The organism is Enterococcus sp. FZMF, from assembly GCF_030263915.1.
GTDB lineage: Bacteria > Bacillota > Bacilli > Lactobacillales > Enterococcaceae > Enterococcus_D > Enterococcus_D casseliflavus.
The window spans coordinates 261,700-276,995 of the sequence record NZ_CP127160.1 but is presented as its reverse complement, the minus strand read 5'-3'; the positions used below and the strand labels follow the sequence as shown (position 1 = coordinate 276,995).

Annotated in this window: 26 protein-coding genes; 2 read left to right on the top strand and 24 right to left on the bottom strand. The window is 42.9% G+C overall.

All coding sequences use genetic code 11. The annotated features are described in order from the left end of the window. Window positions 1-45 precede the first annotated feature (45 nt). On the bottom strand, window positions 46-1,032 hold the full coding sequence (locus QN079_RS01385; RefSeq protein ID WP_115231604.1) for an Rgg/GadR/MutR family transcriptional regulator: 987 nt from the start codon (window positions 1,030-1,032) through the stop codon (window positions 46-48). Between the two features lie 311 nt (window positions 1,033-1,343). On the opposite strand from QN079_RS01385, the gene QN079_RS01380 reads away from it, so the two are divergent. Further along, window positions 1,344-1,799, top strand: coding sequence for an MFS transporter (locus QN079_RS01380; RefSeq protein WP_289230278.1), 456 nt, complete (start codon window positions 1,344-1,346; stop codon window positions 1,797-1,799). A gap of 8 nt (window positions 1,800-1,807) precedes the next feature. Here QN079_RS01380 and QN079_RS01375 read toward each other — a convergent pair whose 3' ends face one another. Next, window positions 1,808-1,951: a hypothetical protein gene (locus QN079_RS01375; RefSeq protein WP_289230277.1), complete on the bottom strand. Its 144-nt coding sequence runs from the start codon at window positions 1,949-1,951 to the stop codon at window positions 1,808-1,810. Window position 1,952: 1 nt separating this feature from the next. On the opposite strand from QN079_RS01375, the gene QN079_RS01370 reads away from it, so the two are divergent. Then, entirely contained in the window at window positions 1,953-2,657 is a 705-nt protein-coding gene (locus tag QN079_RS01370) for an MFS transporter (protein ID WP_289230276.1), read from the top strand. A gap of 57 nt (window positions 2,658-2,714) precedes the next feature. On the opposite strand, the gene truA is transcribed toward QN079_RS01370, so the two are convergent. The 22 genes from truA to rplN all read right to left on the bottom strand — a co-directional run bounded on the left by truA (window position 2,715) and on the right by rplN (window position 15,273). Then, window positions 2,715-3,461, bottom strand: a complete 747-nt coding sequence (gene truA / locus QN079_RS01365; protein WP_010748617.1) for a tRNA pseudouridine(38-40) synthase TruA — start codon at window positions 3,459-3,461, stop codon at window positions 2,715-2,717. Window positions 3,462-3,616: 155 nt separating this feature from the next. Next, on the bottom strand, window positions 3,617-4,414 hold the full coding sequence (locus tag QN079_RS01360) for an energy-coupling factor transporter transmembrane component T family protein (RefSeq protein WP_005227113.1): 798 nt from the start codon (window positions 4,412-4,414) through the stop codon (window positions 3,617-3,619). After that, window positions 4,404-5,270 (bottom strand): energy-coupling factor ABC transporter ATP-binding protein, encoded by an 867-nt coding sequence (locus QN079_RS01355; protein WP_005232516.1) that lies wholly within the window; start codon window positions 5,268-5,270, stop codon window positions 4,404-4,406. Before QN079_RS01355 ends, QN079_RS01360 begins: the two co-directional genes overlap by 11 nt. After that, window positions 5,246-6,082 (bottom strand): energy-coupling factor ABC transporter ATP-binding protein, encoded by an 837-nt coding sequence (locus QN079_RS01350; RefSeq protein WP_005227109.1) that lies wholly within the window; start codon window positions 6,080-6,082, stop codon window positions 5,246-5,248. The genes QN079_RS01355 and QN079_RS01350 overlap by 25 nt, the downstream gene beginning before the upstream one ends. Window positions 6,083-6,353: 271 nt before the next feature. Next, window positions 6,354-6,734: a 50S ribosomal protein L17 gene (gene rplQ / locus QN079_RS01345; protein WP_003128038.1), complete on the bottom strand. Its 381-nt coding sequence runs from the start codon at window positions 6,732-6,734 to the stop codon at window positions 6,354-6,356. Between the two features lie 70 nt (window positions 6,735-6,804). Next, entirely contained in the window at window positions 6,805-7,743 is a 939-nt protein-coding gene (locus tag QN079_RS01340; RefSeq protein ID WP_008376367.1) for a DNA-directed RNA polymerase subunit alpha, read from the bottom strand. Window positions 7,744-7,822: 79 nt separating this feature from the next. Beyond that, window positions 7,823-8,212: a 30S ribosomal protein S11 gene (gene rpsK, locus QN079_RS01335; RefSeq protein ID WP_005227104.1), complete on the bottom strand. Its 390-nt coding sequence runs from the start codon at window positions 8,210-8,212 to the stop codon at window positions 7,823-7,825. 27 nt (window positions 8,213-8,239) lie between these two features. Then, complete coding sequence (gene rpsM / locus QN079_RS01330; RefSeq protein WP_005227102.1) at window positions 8,240-8,605, bottom strand: 30S ribosomal protein S13; 366 nt, start codon at window positions 8,603-8,605, stop codon at window positions 8,240-8,242. A 17-nt stretch (window positions 8,606-8,622) separates the two neighbouring features. Beyond that, on the bottom strand, window positions 8,623-8,739 hold the full coding sequence (gene rpmJ, locus QN079_RS01325) for a 50S ribosomal protein L36 (protein ID WP_002288710.1): 117 nt from the start codon (window positions 8,737-8,739) through the stop codon (window positions 8,623-8,625). 32 nt (window positions 8,740-8,771) lie between these two features. Continuing rightward, a complete protein-coding gene (infA, locus tag QN079_RS01320) occupies window positions 8,772-8,990 on the bottom strand; it encodes a translation initiation factor IF-1 (RefSeq protein WP_002288695.1) in 219 nt (72 codons plus the stop codon). Window positions 8,991-9,178: 188 nt separating this feature from the next. Continuing rightward, the gene (locus QN079_RS01315) at window positions 9,179-9,823 is read right to left on the bottom strand and encodes an adenylate kinase (protein WP_096742105.1); all 645 of its coding nucleotides are present in this window, start codon (window positions 9,821-9,823) and stop codon (window positions 9,179-9,181) included. Window positions 9,824-9,883: 60 nt separating this feature from the next. Beyond that, window positions 9,884-11,179, bottom strand: a complete 1,296-nt coding sequence (gene secY, locus QN079_RS01310) for a preprotein translocase subunit SecY (protein WP_005227099.1) — start codon at window positions 11,177-11,179, stop codon at window positions 9,884-9,886. Beyond that, window positions 11,179-11,619, bottom strand: a complete 441-nt coding sequence (gene rplO / locus QN079_RS01305) for a 50S ribosomal protein L15 (RefSeq protein ID WP_003128016.1) — start codon at window positions 11,617-11,619, stop codon at window positions 11,179-11,181. Before rplO ends, secY begins: the two co-directional genes overlap by 1 nt. A gap of 40 nt (window positions 11,620-11,659) precedes the next feature. Beyond that, the gene (gene rpmD, locus QN079_RS01300; protein ID WP_003128015.1) at window positions 11,660-11,839 is read right to left on the bottom strand and encodes a 50S ribosomal protein L30; all 180 of its coding nucleotides are present in this window, start codon (window positions 11,837-11,839) and stop codon (window positions 11,660-11,662) included. A 13-nt stretch (window positions 11,840-11,852) separates the two neighbouring features. Continuing rightward, window positions 11,853-12,353 carry a 30S ribosomal protein S5 gene (gene rpsE, locus QN079_RS01295; protein ID WP_003128014.1) on the bottom strand — a complete coding sequence of 167 codons (501 nt, stop codon included), beginning with the start codon at window positions 12,351-12,353 and terminating at the stop codon, window positions 11,853-11,855. Between the two features lie 20 nt (window positions 12,354-12,373). Next, on the bottom strand, window positions 12,374-12,730 hold the full coding sequence (rplR, locus tag QN079_RS01290; protein ID WP_081118833.1) for a 50S ribosomal protein L18: 357 nt from the start codon (window positions 12,728-12,730) through the stop codon (window positions 12,374-12,376). A 57-nt stretch (window positions 12,731-12,787) separates the two neighbouring features. After that, window positions 12,788-13,324, bottom strand: a complete 537-nt coding sequence (gene rplF, locus QN079_RS01285) for a 50S ribosomal protein L6 (protein ID WP_005227095.1) — start codon at window positions 13,322-13,324, stop codon at window positions 12,788-12,790. Between the two features lie 31 nt (window positions 13,325-13,355). Next, window positions 13,356-13,754, bottom strand: coding sequence for a 30S ribosomal protein S8 (gene rpsH, locus QN079_RS01280; protein WP_005227093.1), 399 nt, complete (start codon window positions 13,752-13,754; stop codon window positions 13,356-13,358). Between the two features lie 32 nt (window positions 13,755-13,786). Then, window positions 13,787-13,972 (bottom strand): type Z 30S ribosomal protein S14, encoded by a 186-nt coding sequence (locus QN079_RS01275; protein ID WP_003128010.1) that lies wholly within the window; start codon window positions 13,970-13,972, stop codon window positions 13,787-13,789. Between the two features lie 18 nt (window positions 13,973-13,990). Then, window positions 13,991-14,530: a 50S ribosomal protein L5 gene (gene rplE, locus QN079_RS01270; protein ID WP_005227088.1), complete on the bottom strand. Its 540-nt coding sequence runs from the start codon at window positions 14,528-14,530 to the stop codon at window positions 13,991-13,993. A 27-nt stretch (window positions 14,531-14,557) separates the two neighbouring features. After that, window positions 14,558-14,869, bottom strand: a complete 312-nt coding sequence (rplX, locus tag QN079_RS01265; protein ID WP_003128007.1) for a 50S ribosomal protein L24 — start codon at window positions 14,867-14,869, stop codon at window positions 14,558-14,560. A gap of 35 nt (window positions 14,870-14,904) precedes the next feature. Next, on the bottom strand, window positions 14,905-15,273 hold the full coding sequence (rplN, locus tag QN079_RS01260) for a 50S ribosomal protein L14 (RefSeq protein ID WP_003128006.1): 369 nt from the start codon (window positions 15,271-15,273) through the stop codon (window positions 14,905-14,907). Between the last annotated feature and the right edge of the window lie 23 nt (window positions 15,274-15,296).

The following is a 15,296-nucleotide window of genomic DNA, read 5'->3' as shown; positions in this document are numbered from 1 at the left end:
CTTCGATGCGGGGACAAATGTCTAGCCCGTTAGCCCTTAGAGCGTTTAGCGAAACATAAGATAACTGTTAGGTTCTTCCGCATTTTTCTTGATGGAGTGCAACGATCGCTCCCATAATTTAACCATTTTGGTTTGTTTCAAGACGCGAAAGATCGAAAGCCCTTGGTCGATTTTCAACAGTCCTTTTTCTTGATCACCATAAATATACCAGTACCACCCTTGATAGCAAAGAAGATGCGTGCTGTTTAGCATGTCTCCGCGATCTGCCAATAATTCCTCTGCAATGGTCAACACCTCTTTTGCCCACTCCAGGCGGCGAAAATTGACAAACGTCGTAAAACAACTAAAAATCAAATCCATTTGAATTTCTCGCATCAAGGACAAGCCTTGTTCTTTTTTTGTGCGGGAAATAGCGATCTGCAGTAAGTGATAGGAGGTTTCGACAGGAAACAAGAATTGAAAATAACGAAACAGCAAAATCTCATAAACGCCCCAGTTGTCTACTTTCGTAAGGTAGGAAATGACGGGGCGAGTTTTGGTGCGCAGCTTTTCCATATAGTCACCAGAAGAGTGATTGGGTTTAGGACCTGAGAGATTGATTTCATGTATCTCCTTTGTGATCTCAAGGTACAGAAAAACAAAAGAATGCTGTTTGGAAGCGGCGATCAGTTCGCTGCGCATTTCCTCCAGTCCTTCTTTGCTTCGCTGGGCATGGGCGTTACTCAAGAAAGCTTCTTTGTTGATCCCTAAAATTCGATCCAGTAAATCCATAAATTCGCTCGTCATATAGCTGGGGAAGCTCATCAGGTTGTCGTGACTTTTTATGCCTTTTTGCTGCGCACGTAAATAATAAAACTCCTCCACCGTAACATGGATATTTTCTAATAAGCGTTCCAAGCGATGAATACTGATACTTGAAGCACCTTGCTCAAATTTACTGATAAACGAGCGACTGTTTTGTTCATCCGCCACTTGAGCGATCGTATAGCCGCGCTCTTTGCGCAATTGTCGGTACAGTTTTCCTTCTTCCATAACCATCCTCCTAGCGATCAGTCTGCAAACGCCAAACCAAACTTGCTTTACGAATGAAGCTCTGCCATTAAATGCTACTATTTTAGATTCAAATCTAGATTCAAATTTAGATTCAACCTTATAAAATGTTGAGGAACAAAATCTACGATCCCCTATTTACATACCACTCTTTTAGCTGTTAGCCACTCGTGACAGTAACCTCTGGTACGCTCCTGGTACATTTAAATTCCACTATAGTGGATTATTTTCTTCTCTTAGTATAAAGCATCCTATACTGATTTTACAACGTAGAACGTGAAAGGATGATTTCGATGAAAGAATATCAACAAAACAAAGGCTATCGTGCCTTAGTCAACGCCGCCTTACTCAGCGGCATCGGCATGAGTTTATTTAATATCGTCTTTGTAGTTTATGCCAGTACATTACCCTTTAATGCCCTTGCTGTTTCCTTAGCCTCCATGGCACTGTTAGTCCCTGATCTCTTACGGATCCTGACTGGCTATCTAGCCGATCGTACCAGAAACAAAGTGCAATGGATGATCAGCAGTCGACTATTACAAGGAGTCCTTTTTGTGGCACTCGCTTTTTTGATCCAACTGCCGCCTAGTTTATGGTCTTTCTTCCTTTTGCTAGGCATCAACATTGTATCTGATTGTTTGGGCGCTTATTGTTCTGGGTTGCAGCTGCCCTATGTTCGCCGTCTTGTGCCTGCTGACGCCTTAGACAGTGCCATGGGCTTTCAAATGGCGTGTCAAACCACCGTTTAAATCGTCTTTCAAGGGATCGGTGCTTGGGGGATCATTTTACTGAATAATAATTTTGCCGCTTTTGGTTTGATCAATGCCGTGACGTTTTTCTTAGCCGCCATCGTGATCTTCTGGAACCGCTCGCTCTTTAATGCGGTGCCTGGGAAAATCACGATGGCGCCAACACCACTCTTTCAGAATTTCTCGGAAACCTTTAAGTTATTGACTGGTACGGCTTTTCTTAAAAAGATGATCCTCTTTGCCTTACTGATCAATACCTTAGCCGCTAGTACGAGTGGTCTACTGAATCTCCAGCTGTTGGATGACCTTGCGCTTTGGTTTGCCACTTATGGCAACACCGTTGCGATGGCAGGCATCGCTACTTCGATCGGCATGGTCGCCGGCGCCTTGTTTGCTGCCGACTGGTTCAAGAATACCGGTCTGGTTCGCTTGATTGCGTATACCTCTTTCGTTTTATGTCTATTGACCTTGAATTTTCTCTTCCTGCATAATCGTTGGCTCATGATTGTGCTGCTCTTTGCTGAAGGCTATCTGATTGGAAAAATCAATCCTCGCTTTTCGGCACATCTGATTCGTGAGATCGATGAAGAACATCTCGCCATCAGCAGCGGGATCTTTTCCACCATTGTGATGCTAGGGGGGCCCGTCGGACAAATGGTCTTTTTAGGCATCGGCAATCGCTATCACGTGGCTTGGAGCTGGCTGCTTTACTTGCTTTTCGCATTTTTGGTAGCCATCGCCGCTTTAGTCGCTGCCAGTACCTTAGAAAAAACACCCCCCACTGCTGCGCCTAAGAAGGCAGCGGAAAGGACTGAGAATTGGCAAGAAACCACCCCTGTTTTGCCTGAGAAAAAATAAAAACACAAGCTTTCGCTTTCTCTTGTTGGATAAGAGCAGCGAAGCTTGTGTTTTTCCTTATTCATAGGCAACGTGAACCAAATACAATCCTTCTGGATGAGCCGTGGGACCTGCCGCATTTCGGTCTTTTTGCGCAATGATCGCAGGAATACTGTCAGGTGCAAGTCGTCCATTGCCGATTTTCAACAATGTGCCCACCATGATTCGGATCATCTTGTACAAAAATCCATCGCCGCGAAAGGTGAAAATCAACTCATCTCCAGCGTCATTGACCGCCATGGACGCTTCATGGATCGTCCGTGTTTTGTCATCAACGGAACTGCCCGTCGCACAAAAACTGGTAAAGTCATGGGTGCCTAAAAAATCTGGCAACGCTCGTTGGATTTTTTCCAAATCTAGCGGATACGGATAATAGCTGGCATAATGACGGCGGAAAGGACTGCGAGGTTTCCCAATGTCCACTCGAAACTGGTAGGTTTTTTCAACGACTAAGTAGCGGGCATGGAAGGTATCGTCAACGATCTCCACCGATTTTACCGCAACATCTTCTGGCGTTTGGGTATCTAAACCAAAGCGCATTTTTTCCAGTGGGCGCTTTTGAGGGAAATCGAAGTGGATCACTTGCCCTTGCGCATGGACCCCCGCATCGGTGCGGCCAGAGCCATGAATCTGAATCGGCTGCCCATTGTTCATCTTCGTTAATGTCTTTTCAATCTCTTCTTGAACCGTTCGTCCATTGGGTTGACGCTGAAATCCTTGAAAATTCGTGCCATCATAAGCGATCGTCGCTTTATAGCGGACCATTGAATCACCTGTTTCTTTCTATTTTTTCAAAAAAAGGCCTATGAGAAAAGTCTGATCGATCGACAGGCCTTTTCGAACCAGCCGCTGGGATCGCCAGCAGACTCGTTGCTTCGTTAAGAACCTTTCGTGGGTTGACTTCAATCATAGGTCTTCGATTATCCTCTTAAGAACACTAACGCTACTGTAAAGAGCGCAAAAACGATGACAACCAATGTGTCCCGTTGATGCCAGTGCAAAATCCGATACTTCGTACGCCCTTCGCCGCCTTGATAGCCTCTGGCTTCCATAGCGGTAGCTAGATCTTCCGCACGGTTAAAGCTGCTGACAAATAAAGGAATCAACAAAGGAACGATCGCCTTCATCTTCTGCAACAGTCCCCCTTCGCCGAAATCGACCCCGCGGGCACGCTGAGCATTCATAATTTTTTCTGTTTCATCCATCAAGGTTGGCACAAAGCGCAACGCGATCGACAGCATCAGTGAGATTTCATGGACAGGGAAACGGATCGCTTTTAAAGGACGCAAAATGTATTCGATCGCATCTGAAAGCTCTAATGGGGGTGTCGTTAAAGTCAACAAGGTCGACATGAAAATGATCAAAACAAAACGACAAAAAATAAAGATCCCGTTTTGGACACCAAATTCTGTAATGTTAAAGATCCACCAAGACCAGTAGACGTCGCCGCCGGTAGTAAATAAAATCTGTAACGCCACAGTAAACAAAATCAGCCAAATCAAAGGTCGCACGCCTCGAATAAAGAAGCCAAAATCGATTTTTGAAAAGGAGATACAAAAGAGCGTAAAAGCACCCGCTAATAAATAGCTTTGCCAATTATTCGCCAAAAAGATAATCGCGATAAAATAAAAACTAGCAATCAATTTGACTCGTGGATCTAAACGGTGGATCAAGGAGTCCCCAGGAATAAAACGACCGAAAATCAGTTTATTCATCATGGGCAGTCGCCCCCTTTGCTACTAAAACATCTGCCAGCTCATCAGCTGTTAGCGGCAACTGCTCAAATGCCAATCCTCTGGCTTGTAGTTGCTCCGCAAATGCGGTTGCAGTCGGTACCCCCAACTGCTTTTCTTGCAGCCAGGCAGTGTCTTGAAACACAACAGACGGCGTGCCTGCTTTGACGAGACGTCCTTTTTCTAACACATAGACATAATCAGCATAGTTTGCCACATCATCCATCAAGTGGGTCACTAAAATGATCGTCATGTTCTTTTCCCGATGCAGGCGATCAAACATTTCCATCATCTCTTTGCGTCCTTGTGGATCTAAGCCAGCTGTCGGCTCGTCTAAGACCAAAACTTCTGGTTCCATAGCCAAGACCCCAGCAATCGCTACACGGCGCATTTGGCCCCCTGAAAGGTCAAATGGTGAACGTTCCAGAAAACTTTCATCTAAACCTACCAATTGAATGTATTCTTGGGCTAAACCTTTGGCTGCTTCTTCGGAGACCCCAAAGTTTTTCGGTCCAAAAGCGATATCTCTCGCAACGGTTTCTTCAAATAATTGGGATTCAGGAAATTGAAAAACGATCCCGACTTTTTTACGTAACGGTTTTAGATTTTTGTTATCTGTCTCGGGTTTGATGACTCGCTCACCGATCGTGACCGTGCCAGTCGTTGGTTTTAATAATGCATTCAAGTGCTGCAGCAACGTAGATTTTCCGCTCCCTGTATGACCGACTAAGGCGGTATAAGAGCCTTCTTTGATCTCTAAATCGATATCGAACAAAACCCGCTGTTCAAACGGAGAATGCGGTTGGTAGGTGAATCCTACTTGTTCAAAACGGATGTCCATAGCCAATCCACCATCCCTTCTTCAGTTAAGTACGCTTGCGGTACCGTGACGCCCCGCTGTTTTAGTGCCGCCTTTAATTTTTCAGGAAATGGCAGATCTAAGCCTAGCTCAATCAGTTCTGGACCTGCAGAAAAAATCTCTGCGGGTGTCCCCTCGCGGACGAGCTCTCCTTGACGCATCACCAGCACCCGATTGGCGTTGGCTGCTTCATCGATATCATGGGTGATCGATAACACGGTCAAATTGTTTTTTTCTTTGATTTTTTTGATCGTTGCGATCACTTCTTCACGACCTTCTGGATCTAGCATACTAGTGGCTTCATCAAGAATGATGATATCTGGGCGCAATGCAACGACGCCCGCAATGGCTACCCGCTGTTTTTGACCACCAGAAAGACGCGCGGGTTCCCGGGTCGCAAACTCGCTCATCCGTACTTGTTCCAGAGCGTCTTTGACACGAACCAGCATTTCTTCACGTGGGATTCCTTGATTTTCCAAACCGAAAGCCACATCATCTTCCACCGTCGAACCAACGAATTGATTGTCAGGGTTTTGAAAGACCATACCGACCATTTTTCGAATATTCCAGATATTTTCTTCATTCAAAGGCAATTCGCCGACAGAAACACTGCCTTCTTGCGGCAAGATCAAACCATTGATGGTTTTTGCTAAAGTTGATTTACCAGAGCCGTTATGGCCGATCAACGCCACCCATTCCCCTTTGTTGATGGAAAAGGATACGTTATTTAACGCGGCACGCTCTTCTTCGCTATAACGCACAGTAATAGCATTCAATTCAATGATTGGCTTCATGATTGACTCCTTCATTTGCGATTAATTCTTTCTAACACTACCAAAAAAGCGCACGTTTTTCAATGATTCACGCACGATTTGTCTCCAGATCTTTTTTTCACTTGCCATTACCTGTCTTGACAGGTAATCGAAAGTAAAAAAAAAGCACTTTATGATGAGTGCGTACACCTCGAAATACATCGAGGTGTAGGCGCTGAGCTAGACTCGGAAAGTTTCTTCCAACATCATAACACTCTTAGTAAACATCTATAAAGTGATGATAAGTGTGATTTTAAACAAGTTCTAGGATAACCATTGGTGCAGCATCTCCGCGTCTTGGTTCTGTTTTCAAGATACGAGTATATCCACCTTGGCGATCTGTGTAACGAGGAGCGATATCATTGAATAATTTTTGTAATGCTGATTCAATAACTACTTCTTCGTTTTCTTCACGTACACTTGCAACTTCATTACGAACGAATGCTGCTGCTTGACGACGTGCATGCAAATCACCACGTTTACCTAAAGTGATCATTTTTTCTGCAGTTGAACGAACTTCTTTCGCACGAGCTTCAGTCGTAACGATACGTTCGTTAATGAATAAATCAGTTGTCAAATCACGCAACATCGCTTTACGTTGGCTAGATGTGCGTCCTAGTTTACGATAACTCACGTGGTTTCCCTCCTTCACTTTCGAATGTTGTATCGGTCAGACGAACCGAACTAACGTAATCGAAAACGGTTTAATCGTCTTTACGTAGTCCTAAACCTAAATCATGTAATTTCACTTTGACCTCTTCAAGAGATTTACGGCCTAAGTTTCTTACTTTGATCATTTCTGGTTCAGATTTGTTTGTCAATTCTTGTACAGTATTGATTCCTGCACGTTTTAGACAGTTGTATGAACGAACAGATAAGTCTAATTCTTCGATCGTCATTTCCAACATTTTTTCTTTTTGTGTTTCTTCTTTTTCAACCATGATTTCAGCGTTTTTCGCTTCATCCGTTAGGTTAACAAAGATGTCTAAATGTTCAGTCATGATCTTCGCAGACAAACTCATTGCTTCCAATGGTTCGATTGAGCCATCAGTCCATATTTCCATCGTTAATTTGTCGAAATCATCCCGACGACCGACACGTGTGTTTTCTACTTGGTAGTTGACACGACGTACTGGTGTATAGATTGAATCGACTGGAAGAACGCCGATCGGCATGTCTTCTTTTTTGTTTTCGTCCGCTTGAACGTAGCCGCGGCCAGGTTTCACTGTTAAGCGAGCATGGAACGTAGCACCTTCAGAAACGGTACAGATATACATATCTTTGTTAAGGATTTCTACATCACTATCAACGATGATATCGCCAGCAGTTACTGTAGCAGGTCCTGAAATATCAATTTCAAGGGTCTTTTCTTCATCCCCGTACATTTTCAATGCAAGACCTTTAATATTCAAGATGATTTGAGCAACGTCTTCCCGAACACCCTTAACAGTTGAGAATTCGTGTAAAACTCCATCGATTTGAATATTGGTGATTGCCGCACCAGGTAAAGAAGATAATAAAATACGACGTAGGGAATTTCCTAGTGTAGTTCCGTAGCCTCTTTCAAGAGGTTCCACGATGAACTTGCCATAATCTTTGTCTTCATCAATCTTTGCGATTCTTGGTTTTTCGAATTCAATCATTCTTATCTATTACCCCTTTCAAAACGAAAAGTGTCTTGTTCAATGACGTATTTGTTACACTCAAAATGAGCAGCACTCATTAAACACGACGGCGTTTTGGAGGGCGGCATCCATTATGAGGGACTGGAGTCACGTCACGGATCGCACTCACTTCCAAACCTGCTGCTTGTAATGAACGAATTGCTGCTTCACGTCCAGAACCAGGTCCTTTAACTGTTACTTCAACAGTTCTTAATCCGTGTTCCATTGCTGCTTTGGTAGCTGTTTCTGCTGCCATTTGAGCGGCAAAAGGAGTAGATTTTTTGCTTCCTTTGAAACCTAATGAACCAGCTGATGACCATGCTAATGCATTACCATGAGTATCAGTGATCATTACGATTGTATTATTGAATGTTGAGTGAATATGTGCAATACCCGCTTCAATATTCTTTTTCACACGGCGTTTACGACTCACTTTTTTTGCTGCCATGAAGTTTTAACCTCCTTCACTTAGGAATTATTTTTTCTTGCCTGCGACTGTTTTAGACGGGCCTTTACGAGTACGTGCATTGTTTTTCGTGTTTTGTCCACGAACTGGCAATCCACGGCGATGACGGATTCCACGGTAAGAACCGATTTCCATCAATCGTTTGATGTTTAAGTTCACTTCACGACGAAGGTCACCTTCAACTTTTAATTTATCAACTTCCGCACGGATAGCATCTGTTTGTTCATTCGTTAAATCACGAACGCGAACTTCTTCAGACACGCCAGCGTCAGCTAAAATTTGTTTTGCAGTCGTGTTACCAATACCATAGATATAAGTAAGTGAAACGACCACACGTTTATCACGAGGAATATCTACTCCTGCAATACGAGCCATATTTGTTACACCTCCGATTATCCTTGACGTTGTTTATGTTTTGGATTTGCTGGGCAAATCACCATAACGCGTCCTTTACGACGAATTACTTTACAATGTTCGCACATTGGTTTTACTGATGGTCTTACTTTCATGATAATACCTCCTGTGGTTTTACGGAGTACAATTATTTAAAGCGATAAGTAATGCGGCCACGGTTCAGATCATACGGGGATAATTCCACCGTCACTTTGTCTCCAGGTAAAATACGAATGTAGTGCATCCGGATCTTACCAGAAACGGTCGCTAGAACTTGGTGTCCGTTTTCCAATTCTACTTTAAACATTGCATTCGGCAAAGTTTCGACGACTGTACCTTCGACTTCAATCATATCTTCTTTTGCCACGCACAGTACCTCCTTGTACTTGTGATTTTCACACGATAAAATGGCGGAAACTCGGTTCCCACCTGATATTCTCAAACTATGCTCCTACTTAATAAAAAGTAGAAGTCGGACTGACATATTCTATCATATCCTGTCAAAGATTTCAAGAGAAAGTTTTAAGCTGCAAGTTGGACTCGGGCAATCTATGATTAGTCAATGATCTTTTGAACATCTTCGAATACAGCGTCGATGTCGCGATCCCCATCAATCGATTGCAATAACCCTTTGTCTTTGTAATAAGTCAAAATTGGTTCACTGCTTTTGATATTGACAGCTAGACGATTTTTGACCGTCTCAGGCTTATCATCTTCACGTTGGTAGAAGTCATGACTTCCACAACGATCACATGTTCCTTCCTCTTTTGGAGGATTGAACAATTTATGATAAGTTGCCCCACAATTGCGGCACATGAAGCGGCCGGCTAAACGTTCTACAAGAACTTCTTCAGGAACATGAATATCAATAACGGCATCAATTTTTTTGTTAAGGTCAGCTAGCATCTCATCTAACGCTTTTGCTTGATCCAATGTACGAGGAAAACCATCTAATAAGAAACCTTTCTCGGTATCAGGTTCAGCTAAACGTTCTTTAACGATCCCATTTGTAACCTCATCAGGAACTAATGCGCCTTGATCCATGTATGATTTTGCTTTAAGGCCTAGTTCTGTTTCGTTCGCCATCGCAGCCCGAAACATATCGCCTGTTGAAATATGAGGAAGACCGTATTCAGCAACGATACGTTCTGCCTGAGTACCTTTTCCAGCACCAGGTAATCCCATTAAAATGAAGTTCATTCTAATTCCTCCTGTAAGTTTTTGAATAGTGTTGAGGAAACCCTCAACACTTCAATAACTTTAATTGATGAAGCCAGTATATTTCCGTTTCAGCATAAGCCCTTCTAACTGCTTGGCAGTATCAAGTGCCACACCGATAATGATCAATAGACTCGTTCCACCTAGACCGATCGATTGCGGTAGATTCCAAGCCATCTGAGCGATGATTGGAAGTAAAGCAACCAATCCTAAAAAGATCGATCCAACCGTGCTTAATCGCATCAACAAACGTGATACATATTCTTCGGTTCCTTTACCAGGACGCACACTCGGAATGTAACTTCCTTGTTTTTGCAAGTTTTCCGCTAATTTCTCAGGGTTTACTTGAACAAATGCGTAGAAGAAAGTAAACGCAACGATCAAGACAGTATAGATGATCGCACCCGGTACAGTGTTGTAACTAAAGATCGTTTGCACCACTTCGTACCAAGTTTCTCCTCTATATGAACTACCTAATGCTTGAATGATCGCATTTGGTGTTGTAATAAAAGAACTGGCAAAGATAACTGGGATAACCCCGGCAGCATTTACTTTCAAAGGAAGGTAACTGCTGGTAGGCGCTCCTGCTACCCGTTTTGTATATTGGATCGGAATCTTGCGTTCTGCTTGTTGAACATAGGTTACTAATGTAATGACGATCAACACAGCGATCACAAGCAGCGCCATAAAGATAGCATTTAGCCAGATATCCGATTGATCCACGTTAATGAAGTAATCTTCAATCAATTCTTTGATGCTTGCTGGTAAGCGTGAAATGATCCCTGCAAAGATGATCATTGACACACCGTTTCCGATACCACGCTCGGTGATCTGCTCTCCTAACCAAGTGACTAACATCGTTCCGGCTGTTAAAATCAGACCGATCACGATATAGGTTGCCATATTAGGATTGTTTACAAACCCGAGTTGAGTGTAATAGTTAAATCCAGCCGTTAATGTCATGGATTGGACAAAGCCCAATACCAACGTCAAGTAACGTGTTGCCTGATTTAGTTTCTTACGACCCACTTCACCTTGTTTTGACCATTCAACAAATTTAGGGACGATATCCATCTGCAACAACTGAATAACAATTGAGGCAGTGATGTAAGGCGAAACCCCCATCGAGAAAATCGAAAATTGTTGCATGGCGCCACCACTTACCAAGTTTAACATGTTTAAAAATGGTAGATCCGCGATGGTATTTAGGCGACTTGCGTCTACGCCTGGCACAGTAATATGTGTTCCCAGACGAAAGACAAACAAGATTAAGACGGTGAACAATATTCTGGATCTAATATCCTTAACCTTAAAGGCATCCTTCAATAGTCTGATCATTAGATCACCTCGATTGATCCACCAGCAGCAACGATTGCTTCTTCAGCTGCTTTTGAGAATTTAGCTGCTTTCACAGTCAATTTCTTCGTTAATTCTCCGTTAGCTAATACTTTGATTCCAGCTTTTTCGTCTTTGACGATTCCAGCTTCGTGTAAAGCAACAGGTGTTACTTCAGCACCGTCTTCAAAGCGGTTCAAGACATCAAGATTGATGACTGCATATTCTTTGCGGTTCACATTTGTAAAGCCACGTTTTGGTAAACGACGGAACAATGGTGTTTGTCCACCTTCGAATCCTAGACGTACTCCGCCGCCTGAACGAGCTTTTTGACCTTTTTGTCCACGTCCAGCTGTTTTACCGTTACCAGATGAAGTTCCTCGACCGACACGGTTACGTACTTGGCGTGAGCCTTCTGATGGTTTTAATTCATGAAGTTTCATAGGTTTGGCACCTCCTTAATCAAACTAGATCTGCTGATCCTTAGACCTCTTCAACGTCCACTAAGTGAGAAACAGTGTTAACCATGCCTTTGATTGCATCATTAGCAGGTTTTACAACTGTTGAATTCAACTTTGTAAGACCTAACGCTTTAACAGTATCACGTTGGTTTTGGGGACGTCCGATAATACTGCGTTTTAAAGTAATTTTCAATTCAGCCATTATAGTGTCCTCCTTAACCGATTAATTCTTCTACTGATTTGCCGCGAAGTGCTGCCACTTCTTCAGCGCGTTTTAATTGTTTTAAACCTTCAACTGTTGCGCGAACAACGTTGATTGGTGTGTTAGAACCTAAAGATTTAGATGTGATATCAGCTACCCCAGCTAATTCCAATACGGCACGAACTGGTCCACCAGCAGCTACCCCAGAACCTTCTACAGCAGGTTTCATAAGGATGCGTCCGCCGCCGAATACACCGATAACTTCGTGAGGGATTGTAGAACCAACCATTGGTACTTCCACCAAGTTTTTCTTCGCGTCTTCGATTGCTTTACGGATTGCTTCTGGTACTTCTTGTGCTTTACCAGTACCGAAACCTACGTGTCCGTTTTTGTCACCGACAACAACTAATGCAGCAAAACGTAGACGACGTCCACCTTTAACAACTTTAGTTACACGGTTGATCGCAACAACGCGGTCTTCTAATTCCAAATGTTTTGGATCAATATAAACCATGAATGGTGTTCCTCCTTCTCTTAAAATTCCAGTCCATTTTCGCGAGCTGCTTCAGCTAAAGCTGCTACACGGCCATGGTAAAGGTATCCACCACGGTCAAAGACTACTTCTTTAATACCTTTTGCTGCTGCACGTTCTGCGACTAATTTACCGACAGCTTGTGCTTGTTCAGTTTTTGTTGCACCTGAAACTTCTTTGTCTAAGGCAGAGGCACTTGCTAGCGTCACACCCGCTACGTCATCAATTACTTGTGCGTAGATGTTTTTGTTCGAACGGAACACGTTTAAGCGTGGGCACTCAGCAGTACCAGAGATTTTGTTACGTACACGACGATGTCTTTTCTGACGTGTCTTGTTTTTATCTGGTTTTGTAATCACAATTTGTCACCTCTTTTAATTTTGCTAGCCTAAGCTGCTAGTCGTAAAGAATTACGACTATTTACCAGTTTTACCTTCTTTACGGCGTACAAATTCGCCAACATAACGAATTCCTTTGCCTTTATAAGGTTCTGGAGGACGAACGCCACGGATATTGGCAGCCAATTCGCCAACGACTTCTTTATCTGATCCTTTAACGATCACAGAAGTGTTTGAAGGAACTTCGATTTCGATTCCAGCTGGCGCTTCGATTTCAACTGGATGAGAGTAACCAACGTTCAATACAAGTTTTTTCCCTTGTAATTGAGCACGGTACCCAACCCCGATTAATTCTAACGCTTTTTGGAAACCTTCAGAAACACCAACAACCATATTGTTGAAGTTTGCACGGGTAGTTCCGTGGATAGTTTTCATTTCTTTACTATCATTTGGACGAGTGAATGTTACTTCGTTTCCTTCGATATTCATTGTGATATCAGAAGAGAAAGTACGTGTTAATTCACCTTTAGGTCCTTTAACTGTAATGTCGTTTCCGTTTTGCTTGATTTCAACACCAGCAGGAAGAACGACGATCTTATTACCGATACGACTCACTTAGAGGCACCTCCTTGTGGAATATTTTAAATTACCATACATAAGCGACTACTTCGCCGCCAACATTTTTTGCTCTAGCTTCTTTGTCAGTGATTACACCGTCAGAAGTTGAGATAATCGCGATTCCTAGACCATTCAATACTTTTGGTACTTCGTCAGCTTTGACATAAGCACGCAAGCCTGGTTTAGAGATACGTTTTAAGTTTGTGATAACACGTTCACCGTTTTTACCGTATTTAAGAAATACGCGGATCACGCCTTGTTTGTCATCTTCAATGTATTCAACATCGCGGACGAAACCTTCACGTTTCAAGATTTCAGCGATATCACGTTTGATTTTTGAAGCAGGTACTTCTAGGCTTTCGTGTTTAACCATGTTTGCGTTACGCACGCGCGTTAGAAAATCTGCAATTGGATCTGTCATGACCATGGGATAATTTACCTCCTTTATGCGAGTATAGTTTACCAGCTAGCTTTCTTCACGCCGGGAATTTGTCCTTTATAGGCAAGTTCGCGGAAGCAAATACGGCAAAGATGAAATTTACGATAAACTGAATGTGGACGTCCGCAACGTTCACAACGAGTGTATTCTTGCGTTGAGAATTTAGCAGGGCGTTTGTTTTTAGCAATCATTGATTTTTTAGCCACGTAGTTCGCCTCCTTTTTTTATTTTTGGAATGGCATGCCTAATTGTGTCAACAATTCACGAGATTCTTCATCTGTGTTTGCTGTTGTTACAATCACGATATCCATACCACGTACTTTGTCGATCAAATCATAATCTACTTCAGGGAAAATCAATTGTTCTTTGATACCTAAAGTGTAGTTTCCGCGTCCGTCGAACGCTTTTTTGCTCACACCGTGGAAGTCACGGACACGTGGCAATGACACACTTACTAGTTTATCTAAGAATTCATACATTCTTTCGCCGCGTAGTGTTACTTTCGCACCGATTGGCATTCCTTCACGTAAACGGAATCCTGCGATAGATTTTTTCGCTTTTGTGATCAATGGTTTTTGACCTGAGATCAATTGTAATTCTTCAACAGCTTTGTCTAAGTTTTTAGCATTAGAAACAGCGTCACCGACACCCATGTTGATAACGATTTTATCAACTTTTGGTGCTTCCATGATTGAGCTGTAGTTAAATTTGTCCATTAATGATGGGACAACTTCTTTTGAATATTTTTCTTTAAGGCGGTTCATCTGTTAGCCCCTCCTTCCTTCATCAGATTATTTATCAAGAACTTCTCCGGTTTTCTTAGAAACGCGGACTTTTTTGCCGTCAACTTCTTTGTAACCGACACGCGTAGCTTCACCGTTCGATGGATCAACCACCATCACGTTAGAAACATGAATTGGTGCTTCCATTTCAACGATTCCGCCTTGAGGAGCAGTTTGAGAAGGTTTTTGGTGTTTTTTGACAACATTGACACCTTCAACAACGACTTTGTCTTTTTTAGGAAACGCTGCTAGCACAACGCCTTCTTTGTTTTTGTCTTTACCAGTGATAACTTTAACTTTATCGCCTTTTTTAACAAACATGTTTGTTTCGCACCTCCTTTAGATAAGAATCACTATTACAATACTTCTGGTGCTAGGGAAACGATCTTCATAAAGTTGCCTTCACGCAATTCGCGGGCAACTGGGCCAAAGATACGAGTTCCACGAGGGCTCTTATCGTCACGGATAATAACCGCAGCATTTTCATCGAATTTGATGTATGAACCGTCTGTACGACGAGCTCCTGATTTAGTACGAACGATAACGGCTTTAACGACGTCACCTTTTTTGACAACCCCACCTGGCGTTGCTTGTTTAACCGTAGCAACAATCACGTCACCAATATTGGCAGTTTTACGACCAGATCCGCCAAGGACTTTGATCGTTAGAATTTCACGGGCACCTGAGTTGTCCGCCACTCTTAATCGGCTTTCTGCTTGGATCACGATGTGTATCCTCCTTTCAGATT

Bases quoted from the DNA above. Each gene is read 5' to 3' on its own strand.
- QN079_RS01385 (WP_115231604.1), bottom strand. From the start codon at position 1,032: ATGGAAGAAGGAAAACTGTACCGACAATTGCGCAAAGAGCGCGGCTAT.
- QN079_RS01380 (WP_289230278.1), top strand. From the start codon at position 1,344: ATGAAAGAATATCAACAAAACAAAGGCTATCGTGCCTTAGTCAACGCC.
- QN079_RS01370 (WP_289230276.1), top strand. From the start codon at position 1,953: ATGGCGCCAACACCACTCTTTCAGAATTTCTCGGAAACCTTTAAGTTA.
- truA (WP_010748617.1), bottom strand. From the start codon at position 3,461: ATGGTCCGCTATAAAGCGACGATCGCTTATGATGGCACGAATTTTCAA.
- QN079_RS01360 (WP_005227113.1), bottom strand. From the start codon at position 4,414: ATGATGAATAAACTGATTTTCGGTCGTTTTATTCCTGGGGACTCCTTG.
- QN079_RS01355 (WP_005232516.1), bottom strand. From the start codon at position 5,270: ATGGACATCCGTTTTGAACAAGTAGGATTCACCTACCAACCGCATTCT.
- QN079_RS01350 (WP_005227109.1), bottom strand. From the start codon at position 6,082: ATGAAGCCAATCATTGAATTGAATGCTATTACTGTGCGTTATAGCGAA.
- QN079_RS01340 (WP_008376367.1), bottom strand. From the start codon at position 7,743: ATGATTGAATTCGAAAAACCAAGAATCGCAAAGATTGATGAAGACAAA.
- rpsK (WP_005227104.1), bottom strand. From the start codon at position 8,212: ATGGCAGCAAAAAAAGTGAGTCGTAAACGCCGTGTGAAAAAGAATATT.
- rpsM (WP_005227102.1), bottom strand. From the start codon at position 8,605: ATGGCTCGTATTGCAGGAGTAGATATTCCTCGTGATAAACGTGTGGTC.
- rpmJ (WP_002288710.1), bottom strand. From the start codon at position 8,739: ATGAAAGTAAGACCATCAGTAAAACCAATGTGCGAACATTGTAAAGTA.
- QN079_RS01315 (WP_096742105.1), bottom strand. From the start codon at position 9,823: ATGAACTTCATTTTAATGGGATTACCTGGTGCTGGAAAAGGTACTCAG.
- secY (WP_005227099.1), bottom strand. From the start codon at position 11,179: ATGATCAGACTATTGAAGGATGCCTTTAAGGTTAAGGATATTAGATCC.
- rplO (WP_003128016.1), bottom strand. From the start codon at position 11,619: ATGAAACTTCATGAATTAAAACCATCAGAAGGCTCACGCCAAGTACGT.
- rpmD (WP_003128015.1), bottom strand. From the start codon at position 11,839: ATGGCTGAATTGAAAATTACTTTAAAACGCAGTATTATCGGACGTCCC.
- rpsE (WP_003128014.1), bottom strand. From the start codon at position 12,353: ATGGTTTATATTGATCCAAAACATTTGGAATTAGAAGACCGCGTTGTT.
- rpsH (WP_005227093.1), bottom strand. From the start codon at position 13,754: ATGGTCATGACAGATCCAATTGCAGATTTTCTAACGCGCGTGCGTAAC.
- rplE (WP_005227088.1), bottom strand. From the start codon at position 14,530: ATGAACCGCCTTAAAGAAAAATATTCAAAAGAAGTTGTCCCATCATTA.
- rplX (WP_003128007.1), bottom strand. From the start codon at position 14,869: ATGTTTGTTAAAAAAGGCGATAAAGTTAAAGTTATCACTGGTAAAGAC.